Source organism: Streptomyces daliensis (assembly GCF_054782395.1).
Genome location: NZ_BAAGSO010000099.1, coordinates 53570 through 70008 on the forward strand (window position 1 = coordinate 53570; position 16439 = coordinate 70008).

At 73.1% G+C, this 16439-nt stretch carries 8 protein-coding genes; 3 read left to right on the forward strand and 5 right to left on the reverse strand.

What is annotated here, in order from left to right; all coding sequences use genetic code 11:
- Window positions 1-1079: RNA-guided endonuclease InsQ/TnpB family protein (locus ACYVOO_RS26630; RefSeq protein WP_461018239.1), on the forward strand; the 1079-nt coding region annotated here is incomplete at its 5' end.
- Between the two features lie 13 nt (window positions 1080-1092).
- Here the strand turns inward: ACYVOO_RS26630 and ACYVOO_RS26635 are convergent.
- The 3 genes from ACYVOO_RS26635 to ACYVOO_RS26645 form a co-directional block, all read right to left on the reverse strand.
- A complete protein-coding gene (locus ACYVOO_RS26635) occupies window positions 1093-2253 on the reverse strand; it encodes a phosphotransferase family protein (RefSeq protein ID WP_461018240.1) in 1161 nt (386 codons plus the stop codon).
- Window positions 2250-3389: a hypothetical protein gene (locus ACYVOO_RS26640; protein ID WP_461018273.1), complete on the reverse strand. Its 1140-nt coding sequence runs from the start codon at window positions 3387-3389 to the stop codon at window positions 2250-2252. Before ACYVOO_RS26640 ends, ACYVOO_RS26635 begins: the two co-directional genes overlap by 4 nt.
- Window positions 3390-3783: 394 nt before the next feature.
- Complete coding sequence (locus tag ACYVOO_RS26645) at window positions 3784-11475, reverse strand: SDR family NAD(P)-dependent oxidoreductase (protein WP_461018241.1); 7692 nt, start codon at window positions 11473-11475, stop codon at window positions 3784-3786.
- Window positions 11476-11821: 346 nt separating this feature from the next.
- Here ACYVOO_RS26645 and ACYVOO_RS26650 point away from each other — a divergent pair, with 346 nt between their 5' ends.
- Window positions 11822-12967: an SDR family oxidoreductase gene (locus ACYVOO_RS26650; protein ID WP_461018274.1), complete on the forward strand. Its 1146-nt coding sequence runs from the start codon at window positions 11822-11824 to the stop codon at window positions 12965-12967.
- A gap of 125 nt (window positions 12968-13092) precedes the next feature.
- Window positions 13093-13761 carry a hypothetical protein gene (locus ACYVOO_RS26655; RefSeq protein WP_461018242.1) on the forward strand — a complete coding sequence of 223 codons (669 nt, stop codon included), beginning with the start codon at window positions 13093-13095 and terminating at the stop codon, window positions 13759-13761.
- A 36-nt stretch (window positions 13762-13797) separates the two neighbouring features.
- Here the strand turns inward: ACYVOO_RS26655 and ACYVOO_RS26660 are convergent, their stop codons facing one another.
- Both ACYVOO_RS26660 and ACYVOO_RS26665 read right to left on the reverse strand, forming a co-directional pair.
- Window positions 13798-14742, reverse strand: coding sequence for an endonuclease/exonuclease/phosphatase family protein (locus tag ACYVOO_RS26660; protein WP_461018243.1), 945 nt, complete (start codon window positions 14740-14742; stop codon window positions 13798-13800).
- Between the two features lie 276 nt (window positions 14743-15018).
- Window positions 15019-16194 carry an acyl-CoA dehydrogenase family protein gene (locus ACYVOO_RS26665; protein WP_461018244.1) on the reverse strand — a complete coding sequence of 392 codons (1176 nt, stop codon included), beginning with the start codon at window positions 16192-16194 and terminating at the stop codon, window positions 15019-15021.
- Between the last annotated feature and the right edge of the window lie 245 nt (window positions 16195-16439).

Here is a 16439-nt window from a genome sequence, read left to right on the forward strand (position 1 = left end):
GGCGTATCACCCAGGCCAAGCGCAGCGAGGAACGCGCCTGGCTCGCCGAGGTCTCCGCCGTTGTCCTGCAACAGTCCCTGCGGGACCTGGATGCCGCCTACAAGAACTTCTTCGACAGCCTGAAGGGCAAGCGGCCCGGCCGCAAGGTCGGGCCGCCCCGGTACAAGTCGAAGAAGGATGCCCGGCAGTCGGTCCGCTTCACCGGCAGCGCCTTCTCCCTCCAGGAGAACGGCAGGGTGTATGTGGCCAAGGTCGGCTATCTCAAGGTCAGGTGGTCGCGTCCGCTTCCGGCGGCCCCGACTTCGGTGACCGTCACCAGGGACGGCGCGGGCCGGTACTTCCTCAGTTTCGTCGTGGAGACCGAGCCCGACATCCTCCCCGTGCTGGGGACAGAGGCCGGTATCGACCTCGGGCTGTCCGTCTTCGCCGTCCTCTCCGACGGCTCCAGGATCGCCAGCCCCCGTTTCCTGCGCCGGGCGGAGAAGAAGCTCAAGCGTCTTCAGCGGGAGCTGTCCCGCAAGGCGAAGGGGTCGAAGAACCGGGCCAAGGCCCGGATCAAGGTCGCGCGCCAGCATGCCCGGGTGGCGGACCGGCGCCGGGACTGGCACCACAAGGCATCCACACAGATCATCCGCGAGAACCAAGCGGTGTATGTGGAAGACCTCGCGGTGTCCGGTCTCGCCCGCACCCGGCTGGCCAAGTCCGTGCACGACGCGGGATGGTCCGCATTCACCGGCATGCTGGAGCACAAGGCAGCCAAGCACGGCCGCACCTTCGCCAGAGTGGACCGGGCCTTCCCCTCCTCCCAGGCCTGCTCAGCCTGCGGCGTGCGGGACGGCCCCAAGCCCCTCCACGTACGGCAGTGGACCTGCGGGGCGTGCGGCACGGTGCACGAGCGTGACCACAACGCGGCCCGCAATGTCCTCGTCGAAGGACGCCGTATCGTCGCCGCCGGACGGGCGGAGACGCCAAACGCCCGTGGAGCGCCGGTAAGACGGGCACCCGTGCCCGCACAGCGCCGTGAAACAGGAAGCCCCCGGAAGGGCCACACGACCCAGACCGGAATCCCTGGACTTTAAGCCAGGGAGCACGTCAACAGTAGCGGTTCTCCAGCATCGCCTCCAGCGTGGCCCGGTGCATGATCAGGTCGTCCGGGTCCCGCGGGGCCACGGCCTCGCCGAAGTGGATCTGCCGGTAGGCGATGCGGAGCATCAGGATGGCGTGGCGCAGTGCCGCGTAGAGGGTGTGGAAGTCCATCGCGCGCGGCGTGTGTCCGGTGAGTTCGGCGTAGCGTGCCTCGACGGCGTCGCGGCGCAGGAAGTCCGGCAGCCCCCGCTGGCCGGTGGACTCGGTCAGGTCCTGGAAGAAGCGGTGGAGGAACACCGTCCAGGAGAGGTCGAGTTCGCGCGGTCCCAGGGACGCCATCTCCCAGTCGAGCACGGCGACGGGTGTGAAGCCGTCGTAGACGACGTTGCCGATGCGCGCGTCGCCCCAGCACAGCACCGTATCGCCCTCCTCCACCGGCCAGTTGGCCTCCAGCCAGGCGAAGGCGCGCTCGATCAGCGGTGATCGCGGGCGTCCCTCGACGACCCAGTGGTAGTAGGCGCGCTGCGCCTCGACGTGGTGCCGCAGCGGGCTGCCCGCTTCCTCGGAGTCGCCCTCCTCGGTGTCGGCGGGGACGGCCGGGCCGGGGTCGGCGGCGAGGAACTCGGCCTCCCGTAGCGGCACTTGGTCGTGGAGGCGGGCGAGGAGCCCGACCGACTCGGCTTCGAGGCGGGCGCGTTCGGCGTCGGTGGCCGAGTGCAGCCAGTTGCCGTCGTACGTGTAGGGCATGACGTCGGGCGGTACGCGGCCCCGTACGCGCTCCATCACGAAGAAGGGCGCGCCGAGGGGCCGTTCGTCCTCCTCCAGCCACAGCACGCGCGGCACGGGCACATCGCTGTGCGCGGCGACGAGGGCCATGGTGCGGTACTGGCGGGCCATGTCGTAGCGGGGGAAGACGGTGTACGCGGCGGGGTCGGCCGCGAGCCGTAGGGCGCAGGCGGTGACGGGCGCCTCAGCGTGTTCGAGGCCGAACAGCACCGTCTCGCTCGACATGCCGTTGCTCTCGGGAACGACCGGATCGGTGACGCGGGCGCCCGGCAGGCGGTCCCCGAGCCAGGTGTTGAGGCGTTCGGCGAGTTCTGCGGGGTCGCGGGTGGTGGTGCGGGGGCGGGAGCCGGGGTGAGGCCCGGGGCGGGGCGCGGAGGTCATGGCCGCTCCTCCCCCGTTGCGCCGGGTGCGCCGGGCGCGGTGTCGGCGTAGCCGGTGAAGCCGCTGGGGTCGTGGCGGCCGAAGCTGCCGTGCTCGAAGATCCCGTATCCGGTGCGGCCTTCGAGGGTGAAGCGGGCGGCGTGGTCGGTGACGCCGTAGGCCGCCAGTGGGTGGGCCGAGGGGTCGGAGAGGTCGTAGACGCGGCGCTCGCTCCAGCCGCGCCCGCGCCAGGTGCCGTGCTGCCAGTCGTCGGCGGGCGGGTAGCCCGCGCCGACGGCGAGGGGCGAGGAGGTCAGCGTCTCCACATGGAGTTCGAGGGGTTTGCTTCCGTGACCGGAGGAGCCGGACGGGGGTGCGTCGAGGTGGACGACGGCGCGTTCGGGGTGGCGGGTGCCTGGCCGGTAGGCGATCTCGGTGCGGGGCCAGCCGAGCTGGGTGTCGCGGTGCCCGTCGCGCACGAGCAGCGCCTCGTTGAGCGTGCGGTAGCCGTCGGCGTCCTCCTGTGCGATGACGACGAGGAAGCGGTCGGCGAAGCGGACGGGGCTCCAGATCCAGTGAAAGCCCTCGGGCCTGGCCTCCTCGGCGGCCCGGCCGCCCTCCTCGCCGGGTATCGGGCGGGTGCCCCAGCTCCGGTCGCGGATGCCCGTCCACTGCTCCGCCGTGACGGGGAGGTCGGTGCCGTCGGCCCTGATGACCCCGGTGACGTGGCCCGCCTGCACGAAGCGCCGCCCTTCGAGGATGAGGCGGTCCCCCCGGCGCTGCGTGTGGTGCGGCTCCCAGACGGCGGGGAAGTCGGCGGTCCAGGTGAGGTCGTAGGAGAGGGAGCCCTCCCCTCCCCCCTCGGGCCCCTCGCTCCCCTCGCCCGGGTCGCACCGGAGCCTGAAGCGCTTCAGCGGCTCCTCGACGGTGATGCGGAAGGGGCCGACGGCCAGGCTCATCCGGTCCTCGCCGAGGGCGTCCGAGGCGCGCACGGCGAGCAGCCGGTCCCCGAGGCGCAGGGTCGCGTAGGCGTCGATGACGCCCGTGTTGGGGTAGACGCCGAGCCCGGCGACGAGCAGGGCGCGGCCCGTGTGGTCGAGCACCTGGAAGATGCACCGGTCGTAGGCGTTGCGGTCGCCCGTCGCGACGTGCCGCATGGACAGGGGCACCTGGTGGACGGGGTACTCGTCGAGCGGGACGGGCCGCTCGTCCGCGAGGGGATGTGCGCCCGTACGGGGAGGGTCGTCGTCCGCGCCGGGTCGGGGCTCCGTGCGGGGGTGGTCCGCTGACTCGCCGGTCTTCGGTGACTCGCCGGTCTCTGGTGCCACGGTCTGCCTCCTCGATGAGGGCGTGCGGCGGCGCGCCGGACAAGGGCGGCCCCCTCGGCGGAACTTGACGGTACGTCAGCTGCGGCGAGGGGGCCAGGGTCCGTGCGGGGGCCAGGCGGTACGGGAGCCGGGGCACGGGGCCGGGGCCCGGCGGCGCCCCTTCACCGGCGTGCCGGGCCCCGGTGGTCCCGGGCGGACCCGGATGCTCTCCGGTGGCCGCTCCTCAGTCGGCCAGCGGCTCCTTCTGCGGCGCGGGTGCCTGCGCCTGCGCGGGAATGCGGACACCCGCTTCCGAACCGGGCGCGTTGCCGCCCAGGCCCAGGCGGATGTGGACGATGCGCGCGAAGTCGTCGATGGTGCCGTTGCTGCGCAGCAGCTCCATGGGCGGGATCTCCACCCCGTAGCGCTGCTGGAGGCTGACCAGGATCCGGGCCGCCATGAGGGAGTCCATGCCGTACTCGTCCAGCCTGCGGTGCACGTCGAGCTGGTCGGCTTCCATGTGCAGCACCTCGGCCAGCAGTTCGCGCATCGTGGTGCGCAGGTACCCCAGGGCCTCTTCCAGAGGCATGCCGTCCAGCCTGGCGAGCAGTTCCTCCCGGCTCAGGCCGTCGGCGCCGCGTACCGGGACCAGGTCGCGCAGCCGTGCGCTGTCGAGGAGGGGCAGCAGAGTGGCGGCGCGCGACCAGTCGATCCGCACGATCGCGGCGACGTCGTCCCCGGCCCGCAGCAGGTCCTCCGCCACGGTGAACGCCTCCGCCGAGCCGACCGTCTCGAAGCCGAACTCGGCCATGGATTCCGCCAGCTCGTTTCGCGCGACATAGCCCGCGTCCGCGATGGCACCCCAGGCGACGGCCAGCGCGCACTCGCCGTTCCGTCGCCGCCTGCGGGCCAGCGCCTCCAGATAGAGGTTCGCCGCCACGTAGGGAGACTGCTTGAAGTTCCCGATGGTGGTGGTGCCGGAGGAGTGGAGCAGGAACAGGCCGAGGTCGTCACCACGCTCCCTGGTCAGGGAGTCCAGTACCCGCGCTCCGCCCACCTTGGGGGCCAGTACGGCCGCGATCCGCTCCTCGTCCAGATCCGCCAGCAGCGCGTCGTCAAGTTGCATGGCACAGTGCACCACTCCGCGCAGGGGGTGTCCCGTCGCGTCCACCTTCGCCAGCACCGCACGCATGGCGTCCTGGTCCGTGACGTCGGCGGCGTGGGCGGTGGCGGTCACTCCCCGCGCGGCGAGCGCCTCCAGCAGCTTCGCCGCCTCGGGCGCCTCGGGTCCGCGGCGGCTGACCAGGGCGAGGTGACGGACGCCGAGACCGGCGAGCCAGTGCGCGGTGGCCGCGCCGAAACCACCGGTGCCGCCTGTGACGAGGTAGCTGCCCTCGGGGTCGAGGCGGGGCGTGGTGGCCCTCGGCCGGACGGGCGGGAGTTCGCCGTGCGGGTCGAACGTGACGACGACCTTGCCGATCTGCTTGGAGTGCTGGAGCAGCCGGAACGCCTCTTCGACGCGGGCTGCGGGGAAGGCTGTGCAGGGCAGGAGCGGCGCGTGCTCGCCGGCACGCAGTTCCTCCAGTTCACGGCGCATCGCGGCGTCGGCGGGGTCGTCGGCCCGGAGGCGGGAGACGTCCACGCCGAAGAAGGCGATGTTGTTGCTGAAGGGCCGCAGCAGCAGCGGCTTGTTCTCGTAGAAGTCCCGCTTGCCGAGTTCGACGAACCGGCCGCCGGAGCGCAGGAGTTCCAGTCCGCGCGCGATGGCCTCACCCGCGAGGGAGTTGAGCACGATGTCGACGCCGCGCCCCCCGGTGATCTCGCGCACCCGCTCGGCGAAGTCCAGGGTGCGCGAGTCCAGCACGTGCGGAACACCCAGTGCCCGCAGAAAATCGCGCTTCAGGCCGCTGCCCGCGGTAGCGATGACGTGTGCGCCCTTGAGCCGGGCGTAGTAGATCGCGGCCAGTCCCACGCCTCCCGCGGCGCCGTGCACCAGGACGGTCTCGCCCCGCCTGATCCGCGCGAGCTGCCCGAGCCCGTACTGGACGGTGGTGACAGCGACGGGGAGCGCGGCGCACTCCGCGAAGGAGTCGTGCTCGGCCATGCGCCACAGCTCCTCCCGGTTGAGCACCGTGTGGCTCGCGAGTGAGCCGTCCGCCATGCCCGCGACCCGGTCCCCCACCGCGATGTCGTCCACGCCGGGCCCGCAGGCGGTGACCACACCTGCGCACTCGACTCCGATGCCCTCCGAGCCGTCGGCGAACCTGGTGCCCTCCCGTACGGCGGCGGGGAGCATCCCCGAGAGCAGGGTGATGTCGCGGTAGTTCAGCCCCGCGGCACGCACCTCGACGGCCACCTGCCCGGGGCCGGGCAGGGGCGGGGTGAACTCCTCCCACTCCAGCCGGTAGGAGAGGCCGGGGTTGCGCACCCGCAGCGCGAACGGTGTCTGCCCCGCCCGCTCGCGCTCGGCGGGCCGTTCCCGCTCGCGCGGGACGAAGCGGTCCTGGGCGGTGAGCAGGATCTCGTCCTCGTCGTCGGGGTCGAGGAGTTCGCGCGCCAGGCGGTACGCGTCGGCCGCGACGCCTTCGGCGTCCGCCGAGCGGTGGAGGCTGACGCGGCGGCCCGTCACGTCGGCGTGCTCGTTGACCAGGGTGCGGGCGATGCCCCAGGTGGTGGCGTCGAGGGGGTGGGTGACCTCCTCGGGCGTGGGGACCGCGCCGCACGGCCTCGTCACCAGCCACACTTCCGCGTTCGCCTTCCCCGGCAGCTTCTCGCACGCCGCCGTGACGGCTCCCAGCGAGGTGGCGCGGCGCGCGGCACGGGCCACGTCTTCGGCAGGGCCGCCGTTCTCGGCTCCGGCGCCGAGAAGGACCGCGACGCAGACGCGTTCGGCCCCGGCCCCGGCCCCGGCACCGGCACCGGCACCGGCGAGGTGGTCCGCCCACGCCTCGGCATCGTCCGTCATGGGGACGGTGTGTGCCTGCCCGTCGCCGTCGTGGGTCAGTGCCTCGGCCAGCGCGGCGGCCAGCGGCGCCTCGCCCTCGTCCTCCGCCGCGAGGACGAAGGCCGTCGGGCTGGACGGCACGGGCAGGGCGGGCAAGGCGGGCAGGGCAGGCTGAGCGGATGCCTCCGGCGTGGGCGCCTCCTGCGGCGTGGCCGCGAGGAAGACCGAGAAGTCCTCGCGGGCGGGCGCCTCGTCGTCCCCGGTCTGGATCACATCGGTGAAGCCGCAGTCGGCCAGCACCTCCGGCCACCGCTCACGCGGCAGCAGCACGGCGTCGGGGCGCAGTTCGCGGTCGGTGTTGGCGTAGAAGCTGTCCAGAGGCCCGAAGATGGGTGCGAGCACCTCCAGGGCGTGGGCCTCGATGCCCAGCATCTGGCCACCCGGTGCGAGCAGGCCCCGCACCCTCCGCAGCGCCGCCTTCAGCTCCACCGCCGTGTGCAGCGCGTTGGCGGCGATGACGAGATCGAAGGAGCCTTCGGTGAAGCCCTGTTCTTCCGGCGCCGTGTTCAGGTCGAGTGTCCGGTACTCGACGAAGTCGTAGGCGCCGAAGCGGTCCTCGGCACGGGGGAAGAAGAGCGGGGAGACGTCGGTGAAGCAGTAGCGCGTACGGTCGGCGGGGAGCAGCGGCAGCAGGGCCGCCGTGACGCCCCCGGTACCGGCTCCGAGCTCCAGCACCCGCAGGGCGCGGTCGGCGGGCCAGTGCCGTACGGCCTGCCGGAGCAGGGTGGCCGCGACGCGGTTGTGGAAGCGGAGCGGCGGCGCGATGTCGTAGAACTGTTCCAGGGCCTTCGCCGTGGCCTCCGAGGCCAGCAGCTCCGTGGGGTCGCCGCCGCCCTGGAACGCGTTCTCCATTTGATGGGTGGCGAGAGCGACGTAGGTCACGAAGGCCGGGTGGCGGGCGAGCATTTCCGTGCACGCCGCCTCGGTGTGGAACTCCTTCACGAGCAGGCGGCGGCGCCCCTCCGCGTCCGGGGCCGTCCATACCCCGGCCTCTTCCAGCGCCCCGGCGAGCAGCGCCAGCGGACGGCGCTGGGACTCCGGGAATCCGGCGGCCACGAGATCGTCCGGGACGAACGGCAGGGCGGGGTCGTCGAGTACGGCCGCGACGGCGGCGCCGTACCGGTGGGCGAGGTACTTCTTGAGCAGCGAAAACGCTTCCCCGTACGCGAGGCCGTGCCACTCCTCGCGCAACCGCGCGATGTCCCCGGCAGCCTCGGTGACGAGCTGCCGCGGCGGGGGCAAGGGCGAAGGCGCACGGGGGGTCAGGGCCGGCGGCGCGGCGCGCAGTTCGGTGCGGAGCGTGGCGAGCGGTGTGGCCCGCGTGGTCTGTACGCGGCGCAGTCGGCAGCCCTCGATATGCGCCGCCACGACGCCGTGCGCGTCGGTGAGGAGGATGTCCCAGCACACCTCGTCGTGGGTGCCGGCGCGCTCCTCCACCCACATCAGCCCCTCGGTCGCCGGGGTGTCCCACACCCGTACGGCTTCCAGGACACAGGGCAGATACGCGTAGCCGTCCGCGAGGCGGTCGAGCAGCAGGGCCGCGCCCGTCTGCAAGGCGCTGTCCAGCAGGGCCGGATGCACGGTGTACGGATCGCCGGGAGCCTCGTGCCGGTAGGCCGCCAGCGCCTTCCCCTCCCCGGACCACAGGCCCGTGAGCGACTGGAAGGACGGGCCGTAGTGCAGGCCCGCCTTGTCGCAGGCCGCGTAGAACTCCCCAGCCTCCAGGGCGCGCGGGCAGGCGCGCCGTGCCCCTTCCACGTCGAGCGGTGCGGGACGGGGCCGCAGGAGTCCACGTACCCGGGCCCGCACGTGCGCGCGTGGTTCCCGGGACTCCTCGGTGGTGCTGGCGATCAGCACGGTGCCGTCGTCGGAGTTGAGCGAGGTGCGTACCTGGACGGATCCCGCGTCCGGCCAGGGGAGGACGAGGGCGTTGCTGATGTCGAGGTGCTGGACTTCGACGGCGTCGCCGAAGACCGCGCGGCCCGCCGCCATGGCCATCTCCGCGTAGCCGGTGGCCGGGAGCACCACGCTGCCGCTCACCCGGTGGTCGCTGAGCCACGGGGCGAGTACGGGTTCGACGGTGCCGGACCAGACGGGCTGCGGCGCGGGGAGCCGCTCCCCCAGCAGCGGGTGCTCCAGCTTCCCGTCGCCGCTGGTGCGCACCCACGACTGCGGGGTCCCGCGCCAGTGGCGCTGCCGCTGCCAGGGGTAGGCGGGCAGTTCGGCGACGCGCCCCTGACGGGGGAAGTAGCGGTCCAGGCCCAGCTCTGCGCCCGCCGCGAGGAGGGTGGCGCGGGTGGTGTCCAGTTCCCTCCGCGGCGCTTGCCCGGCTTGCTCCGTCTGGTCCGCGCCGTCGCGGTGCAGCGTGGGGACGACGACGGCGCGCTCGCCGGAGCGCGTGGCGGTGATGCGGCGCAGGTAGCCGCGCAGGACGGGGTGCGGGCCGATCTCGACGAAGAGGTCGGCGCCGTCGTCGAGGGCTCCTTCGACGGCGGCGGCGAAGCGGACCGGGCGGCGTACGTTGTGCCACCAGTACGCGGCGTCCAGCTCCGGGCCCAGTACCCGCCGCCCGGTCACGGTCGAGCGGAAGGGAAGGGCAGCGAGAGTCGGTTCCAGTCCCGCCAGCGCGTGCGTCAGCCCGTCCTGGAGACCGTCCATGGCGGCACTGTGGAAGGCGTAGCCCAGACCAAGGTCGCGGAAGAACACGCCGCGTTCCCGCAGTCGCCCGGCCAGCTCCTCCAGCGCGGCGGCCTCACCCGTGACGGTCACGTCCTGGCCACTGTTGACGGCCGCGATCTCCAGCCGCCCCGCGTACGGGGCGAGTTCGGCCCTGGCCTGCTCCTCGCCGAGCCCGACGGCCGCCATGCGCCCGCTGCCCGCCGTGGCGGCCTGGGCACGGCCGCGTTCGGCGATCACCCGAGCCGCCTGGGCGAGGGAGAGCACCCCGCTCGTATGCGCGGCGGCCACCTCGCCGACGCTGTGGCCGAGCACCATGTGCGGCTCGACACCCCGCGCGCGCAGCGAGGCGACGATGCCCAGTTGCACGGCGAACAGCAGCGGCTGGGCATTCTCGGTGGCCTCCAGTCGCCAGTCCTCGGCCGGTGCGGTCAGTGCCTCGGCGACCGACCAGCCCAGGTGGGGGGTCAGCTCCTTGTCGGCCTGGAGCACGGCGTCACGGAAGGCCGCGTCCGAGTGCAGCAGACCGGCGCCCATGCCCGCCCACTGGGAGCCGTTGCCCGAGAAGACGTAGGCCACCCTGCCTCGGGCGACACCCTGGGCCGTCGCGGTGACGGGCAGCGGCGGGACGGGCACCTCGGAGAGCGCGTCCGGGGACGCGTCGGCGGACACGGGTTCCGTACCGGCCGTCTCGGGTTCCGCTTCCGCCGCCAGCGCCGCCAGCCCCCGTGCGGCCTCGCGCGGGTCGTGCGCGAGGACGACGGCGCGGTGCTCGTGTCTGCCGCGCCGCAGCACGGAGGTGTGGGCCACGTCGTAGAACTCCTCGTCGGCCGCCTCTCCGAGCCGTCGCGCCGCGCGTCCCGCCGCCTCCGTCAGCGCTTCGGGGGTACGGGCCGAGACCAGGAACGGCAGCTCGCGGCCGTCCGGCGGGACTGCCAGCCGCTCCGGCTCCGGCGCCGTGGCGAGGATCGCGTGCGCGTTGGAGCCGCCGAAGCCGAAGGAGTTGACGCCCACGACATGACGTCCGCCAGCGGGCAGCGGCCGCGCCTCCGTGGCGACGCTGAGGCCCAGCCCCGAGAAGTCGATGTGCGGGCTGGGCGGCTCAGCGTGGAGCGTGGGGGGCGCGGTGCGGTGCTTGAGGACGAGCAGCGCCTTGCACAGCCCGGCCATGCCCGAGGCGGGCTCCAGATGGCCCAGGTTGCTCTTGACCGAGCCCAGGGGCAGCGGGCAGTTGATCCGGCGGATGCCCAGGGCCCTGCCGATGGCCATGGCCTCCAGGGGATCGCCCGCCGGGGTGCCGGTGCCGTGCGCCTCGAAGTAGGCCAGCTCGTCCGGGTGCACCCCGGCCTCCGCGTAGACGGCACGGAGCAGGTCCTCCTGCGACTGCTCGTTCGGCAGCGCGATGCCCAGTGTCCGGCCGTCGCTGTTGGAGGCGGTCCCCAGGATCACCGCGTGCACGCGGTCGCCGTCGGCCAGCGCGTCGGCCAGCGGCTTGAGGACGACCACACCGCCGCCCTCGGCCCGTACGAACCCGTCAGCGTGCGCGGAGAAGGACGCGCACTTGCCGCGCGGCGAGAGCATGGACGCCTGGGAGAACCCGATGTACTGGTGCGGACTGATCAGCACGTTGACGCCGCCGCACACAGCCGTCCTGCTCGTGCCCTCCCACAGGGTGCGGCAGGCCCGGTCGAGCGCGACCAGCGAGGACGAGCAGGCCGTGTCCACCGCCATGCTCGGCCCGCGCAGATCGAAGGTGTACGAGAGCCGGTTGGCGGCGATCGAGGAGGCGGCGCCGGACATCGTGTACGGGCCGATGCCGCGTTCGGCGTACATCTGGAGGGCGCCGTAGGAGGCGTCGGAGATGCCCACGTACACGGCCGTGTCGGAACCGGCGAGCCGTGCGGGGGCGAGGGCCGCGTCGTCGAGGGCCTCGGTGGTCAGCTCCAGCAGCAGGCGGTGCTGCGGGTCCACGTGCTCCGCCTCGGCCGGAGAAATACCGAAGTAAGCGGCGTCGAAGTGCGCGATGTCGTCCAGGAAGCCGCCCGCCGACGTGTAGCTCTTGCCGGGGCGCGGTACCGAGGTGTCCGCGTAGCGCTCCTTCTCGAAGCGGTCGGCGGGCACCTCCCCCACCAGATCGCGCCCCTGTTCCAGGGCCGTCCACAGCTCCCCGAGCCCGTTGATCCCTCCGGGCAGCCGGCAGGAGGCCCCGACAACGGCGATCTCCCGTCCGGTCGCGTCGTGCTGATGCGATGTCATGCGTGTGCGCTCTCTCTCCTCGACATCGGCGGCCGAGGGCGTCCGTCGGCCGACAAGCGCTCGCACGGTAGGGGGGAGGCGGGAGGTATCGGACGGTGAACACGCCACTAAGGAGGGCGATTCCGCGATTCATCCGGAAGGGCGGCCGTCAACGACGCTCCGCCCGTCAACGATGCGGGTGAACTTGTGCCCCTCGGCCCCCGCGCCGCTCGCCCGCGAGCGCCCATGAACGCCCACGCACGGCCCCTCCCCCGCGCACGGAGCGCCACGGAACCGTCGTCGGCCGGTGTTGAACTGTGCCGGAGACCGACGTAATGGACGTAATGGAGGCAGCACCTTGTCCGTTGTGATCACTGGCGCGAGCGGGTTTCTCGGCAGCCACGTCCTGCGGGAACTGCTCGCGGAGGACGCGCGGGAACCGGTCACCGTCCTGGGGCGCGGCGCCCCCGATGACCTGCGCGCACGCGTCGAGTCCGCCGTCGCCTCGCTGCCGGGCCCGCCGCTGGCGCCCGGGGCCCTGGGGCGGGTGCGGTACCTCGGCGCCGACCTCGCCCTCCCCGGTCTCGGCCTCGGCGTCGAGGACCGGACACGGGTTACGGCGGGGATGACCGAGCTGTGGCACTGCGCCGCGCTCACCAATCTCCAGGGCGACCCAGCGCGCCTCTTCGAGGCCAACGTGCGCGGCACCCGCGCCGTACTGGAGCTGGCCGACGGCGCCCCGGAAGCACAACTGCTGCACGTCAGCACGGCGTTCGTAGCCGGGAAGCGGCGCTCGGGGCACGTCATGGAGGACGATCTCAGCGAGGCGGAGGGCTTCCAGACGTACTACGAGGAGACCAAGTACACCGCCGAACGGATGGTCCGTGACTGGGCAGGGCGCGACGGCCGCGTCGCCACCGTGCTGCGCCCGAGCATGCTGGTCTCCGACCGTCCCGCCTCCGGCGGCTCCCCGGAGCAGACCCTCGATGTCGTCGTACGCCTCATCGACGACGTGCTGAACTCACGGCGGGAGGCCGCCGACGAGGAGGTGGCGGCGCTCGTCCCCGCCTGTGGCGGTGCGCTGCCTTTCCGGATCATGGGTGTCCCGGACGCCGTGATGAACGCGGTCCAGGTGGACTACGCGGCGCGCGCCATGATGCGGGTGGCCGCCGCGCGCGGGGCGAACCCGGCCCCTGGCGTCCGCACCGTGCACGTCACCCACCCCCGGAACACCCCGTTCGAGGCGTTGAAGGAGGCCCTGGAGATGATCTTTCCAGGGCTGCGACTCTCGCTCCTGCCCACCGTCCCGGCACCGGCCCGCCACGAGGCGTTCGCCATGGCGCACTGGAGCCAGCTTGTCGGCTTCAGCGCACAGGCCCGCACATACGACAGGGCCCACCTGCTGGAGGACCTCGCGTGCACGGGGGGCCTGCCGGATCCCGCGCCCCTGGACAGCGCCTATCTGAAGCGGGCCACGGACCGGCGCTCCGTCGCGGTGGCGGGCATCTCCTAGCTCTCTTGGCCGCCACGTATCGAGGCCCCCGGTCCGGGTACCCGGCGCCGGGAGGCCCCGGTCGGCGCCCCGGCCCCGGCGGCGCGGACCGGCCGGGAGGACGTGACGACCTGGAGGAGGCCGACGTGAGCGGGACGAGAAGCCGGAACAGCGAGAACAGCGAGAAGGACAAGGCGCTGGCGCGGACGCTGCTGAAGCGGTACGGGCGCACGTACGCGCGGGAAGCGGGCATCACCCTGCGTGACACGCCCTCGCCCCTCTACCGGCTGCTGGTGCTCTCCCTGCTGCTCAGCGCCCGTATCCGCGCGGACATCGCGGTGGCGGCGGCCCGCGCGCTCTCGGACGCGGGGATGCGGGACGCGCGGCGGATGGCGGACGCGACGTGGCAGCAGCGCGTGGACGCGCTCGGCGAGGGCGGCTACCGGCGCTACGACGAGAAGACCGCCACCCAGCTCGGCGACGGCGCCGAGCTGCTGCTGCGCGAGTACAAGGGCGATCTGCGCAGGCTGCGCGAGGACCCGGACCCGAAGAAGCGCCTGCGCGAGGTCCCCGGCATCGGCCCCACGGGCACCGACATCTTCCTGCGCGAAGCGCAGGCCGTATGGCCCGAGTTCGTGCCGCACATCGACCAGAAGGCGCTCCAGGGCGCGGAGCGCCTGGGGCTGCCGCGCTCGGCCGACGCGCTCGCGCGACTGGTCACCGAGCGCGAGGTGGCGCCGCTGGCGGCGGGGCTGGTGCGCGCGGCGCTCGACAAGAAGGTCGCCGACGAGGTCCGCGAGGCGGCCGGAGTCTGATCCCGTCCCCCCGGCCCGCGCCCCACGGGACACGGTTCAGAGGTCGAGCACGGCCTGTACGGGCAGGTGGTCGCTGGGGAACTGCCCGTCGAGGGAGAAGGTGTTGACGGCGGCGTAGCGGCTGCGGACCCCGGGCGAGGCCAGGATCCAGTCGATGCGCTCCCCGTCGGGCACGAGCGGCTTGTAGCCGTGGAAGGTGGCGTAGAGCTTGCTCCGCCGCTCGGCCGTGTCCCAGGTGTCGGTCAGCCCGCCGCCCGCCAGCAGCGCGTCGTAGACGGGGTTGCCGTGCGCGGGGACGTTGAAGTCACCGGTGACGACGCGGGGCACGTCGGCTTCCAGTGCGCCCAGGCGCTCGGTGATGAGCGCTGCGGAGCGCTCGCGCGAGGGCTGGCTCTGGTGGTCGAGGTGGGTGTTGAGGTGGTAGAGCGCGCCACCGGTGCGGCGGTCGGTGAAGCGGATCCAGGTGACCATGCGGATCACGGTGTTGCCCCAGCTCCTGGAGCCGATCAGGGAGGGCTGGTCGGAGAGCCAGAAGTGGTCGAACTCGGCCGGGGTCAGTCGCTCGGTGTCGTAGAAGACGGCCATGAACTCGTCGCGGCTGCCGCCCGCGCGGCCGGTCCCGATCCAGTCGTAGCGGCGCGGCAGATCGGCGGCGATGTCCTTGAGCTGCCCGTACAGACCCTCCTGCGTGCCGACGAGATGGGGTTCCTCCCGCCGCAGCAGGGCGCGGGTGACGGGTCGGCGCTCGGCCCAGCTGTGGGGTGTCTGGTCCGAGGCGTAGCGGAGGTTGAAGCTCATGACCCGCAGCGCGTTCCCGTCGCGCCCGGCGCCCGTGTCCTCCTTCGGCGTGGCCTCCTTCGACGAGGAGGCGTGCGCCGGGGTGGTGGCGCGGGCGGCGAGGGGCAGCGCGAACGCCGCCGCGACGGCGGTGCGCAGACCGTGGCGGCGGCTGATTCTGCGGCTCTTCGGGGCTGCGGTCATGGCGTCCTCCGGTGTCCTGGGCGGGTGTCCTGGGCGTGGGGCGGCGGCCGGTCCGGGCCACGGGAGAGTCTCAGACGGGCGGATGTGAGGGAAGTGGCACCTGCGCGAAGGGTGGGGGAACGCGCGATGTCGCGGGCGGACGGGACCGCGCGCCCCGGCCCGCCCCCCGTGACGCCCCGACCCGCCCCGGCCCGCCTGCGGGACACGGGCGCGGGCGCGGGGCCTCCGTCGGCCGGGCGTCAGCCCGTCACTTGACACTGCTCGCGCCGCTTGCCGCTACTTGCCGCTCTCCGGACCCGCGAGATGGCGGGCGATGACCATGCGCTGGATCTGGTTGGTGCCCTCGACGATCTGGAGGACCTTCGCCTCGCGCATGTACCGCTCCACGGGGAAGTCCGTCGTATAGCCGTAGCCGCCCAGGAGTTGGACGGCGTCCGTGGTCACGCTCATCGCCGCGTCGGTGCAGAAGAGCTTGGCCATGGCCGCCTGCTGCGCGAAGGGCCGCCCCGCGTCGCGCAGCCGCGCTGCGGAGAGGTAGAGGGCGCGCCCCGCCTCGATCTGAGTGGCGGCGTCGGCGAGCATGAAGCGCAGCCCCTGGAAGTCGGCGAGGGGACGGCCGAACTGCTCGCGCCCGTGCGTGTAGGCCAGCGCCTCGTTCAGCGCCGCCTGCGCGACGCCGATGGCGCACGCGGCGATGCCCAGTCGGCCCGAGTCGAGCGCGGACAGCGCGACGGCGAAGCCCTGCCCCTCCTCACCGAGGCGGTGCGTGTCGGACACGCGGACGCCGTCGAAGTGCACCTGTGCCGTGGGCGATCCCTTGAGGCCCATCTTGTGCTCGGGCGGCGCTGCCGACACGCCCTCGGCGTCGGCCGGTACGAGGAACGCGGTGATGCCTCTGGGTCCTTCGCCGCCCGTGCGGGCCAGGAGGGTGTAGAAGTCGGCGACGCCGCCGTGCGTGATCCACGCCTTCGTCCCGTCGATGACCCAGTCGTCGCCGTCGCGCACGGCGCGCGTACGGAGGGAGGCGGCGTCGGAGCCGGAGGAGGGTTCGGAGAGGCAGTAGGCGCCCAGGAGTCCGCCGCCGAGCATGCCAGGAAGATGTTCGGCGCGCTGCTCCTTGGTACCGAAGGTGGCGAGCGCGTGACAGGCGAGGGAGTGGACGCTGACCCCGAGGCCGACGGTGAGCCGCGCTGCGGCGAGTTCTTCGAGCACCTGGAGATAGACCTCGTAGGGCTGGCCTCCCCCGCCGTGTTCCTCGGCGTACGGGAGGCCGAGCAGTCCGGAGGCGGAGAGCAGGCGGAAGGTCTCGCGCGGGAAGCGGCCCGCGAACTCCTCTTCGCTCGCGGCGGGTTTGATCTCCCGCTGGACCAGCTCGCGTACGAGAGCCATCAGGTCCCGGGCTTCTTCGGTGGGCAGTTGGCGTTCCACCGGGTGCGGGCCGTACTGGGTCATGGCGGCGCTCTCCTCCTGTCGGGCGCTGCGGCGGCGTGCGCCGGGGTGTGGCGACGGCGCCGTTGTGTCCCCGGCCCTGCGGACCGGGCCGGGGGTGGCACTGCCCCTGCCGCGATGGTGCCGCGCCGGGTTGCGACGGCGGCTGACCTGCGGCTGTGGCGAACTGGAGTATGCCCGATCGGAGGCGTGCCGTCACTGAGTGAGCGGTCGGGGAGGGGCGGGGCGCGCCGAGTGGGGCGGGAGGG

What these genes read in the sequence shown, in the direction of transcription:
- ACYVOO_RS26640 (WP_461018273.1), bottom strand. Translation starts at nt 3,389, where the DNA reads ATGCGGCACGTCGCGACGGGCGACCGCAACGCCTACGACCGGTGCATC.
- ACYVOO_RS26665 (WP_461018244.1), bottom strand. Translation starts at nt 16,194, where the DNA reads ATGACCCAGTACGGCCCGCACCCGGTGGAACGCCAACTGCCCACCGAA.
- ACYVOO_RS26635 (WP_461018240.1), bottom strand. Translation starts at nt 2,253, where the DNA reads ATGACCTCCGCGCCCCGCCCCGGGCCTCACCCCGGCTCCCGCCCCCGC.
- ACYVOO_RS26660 (WP_461018243.1), bottom strand. Translation starts at nt 14,742, where the DNA reads ATGACCGCAGCCCCGAAGAGCCGCAGAATCAGCCGCCGCCACGGTCTG.
- ACYVOO_RS26645 (WP_461018241.1), bottom strand. Translation starts at nt 11,475, where the DNA reads ATGACATCGCATCAGCACGACGCGACCGGACGGGAGATCGCCGTTGTC.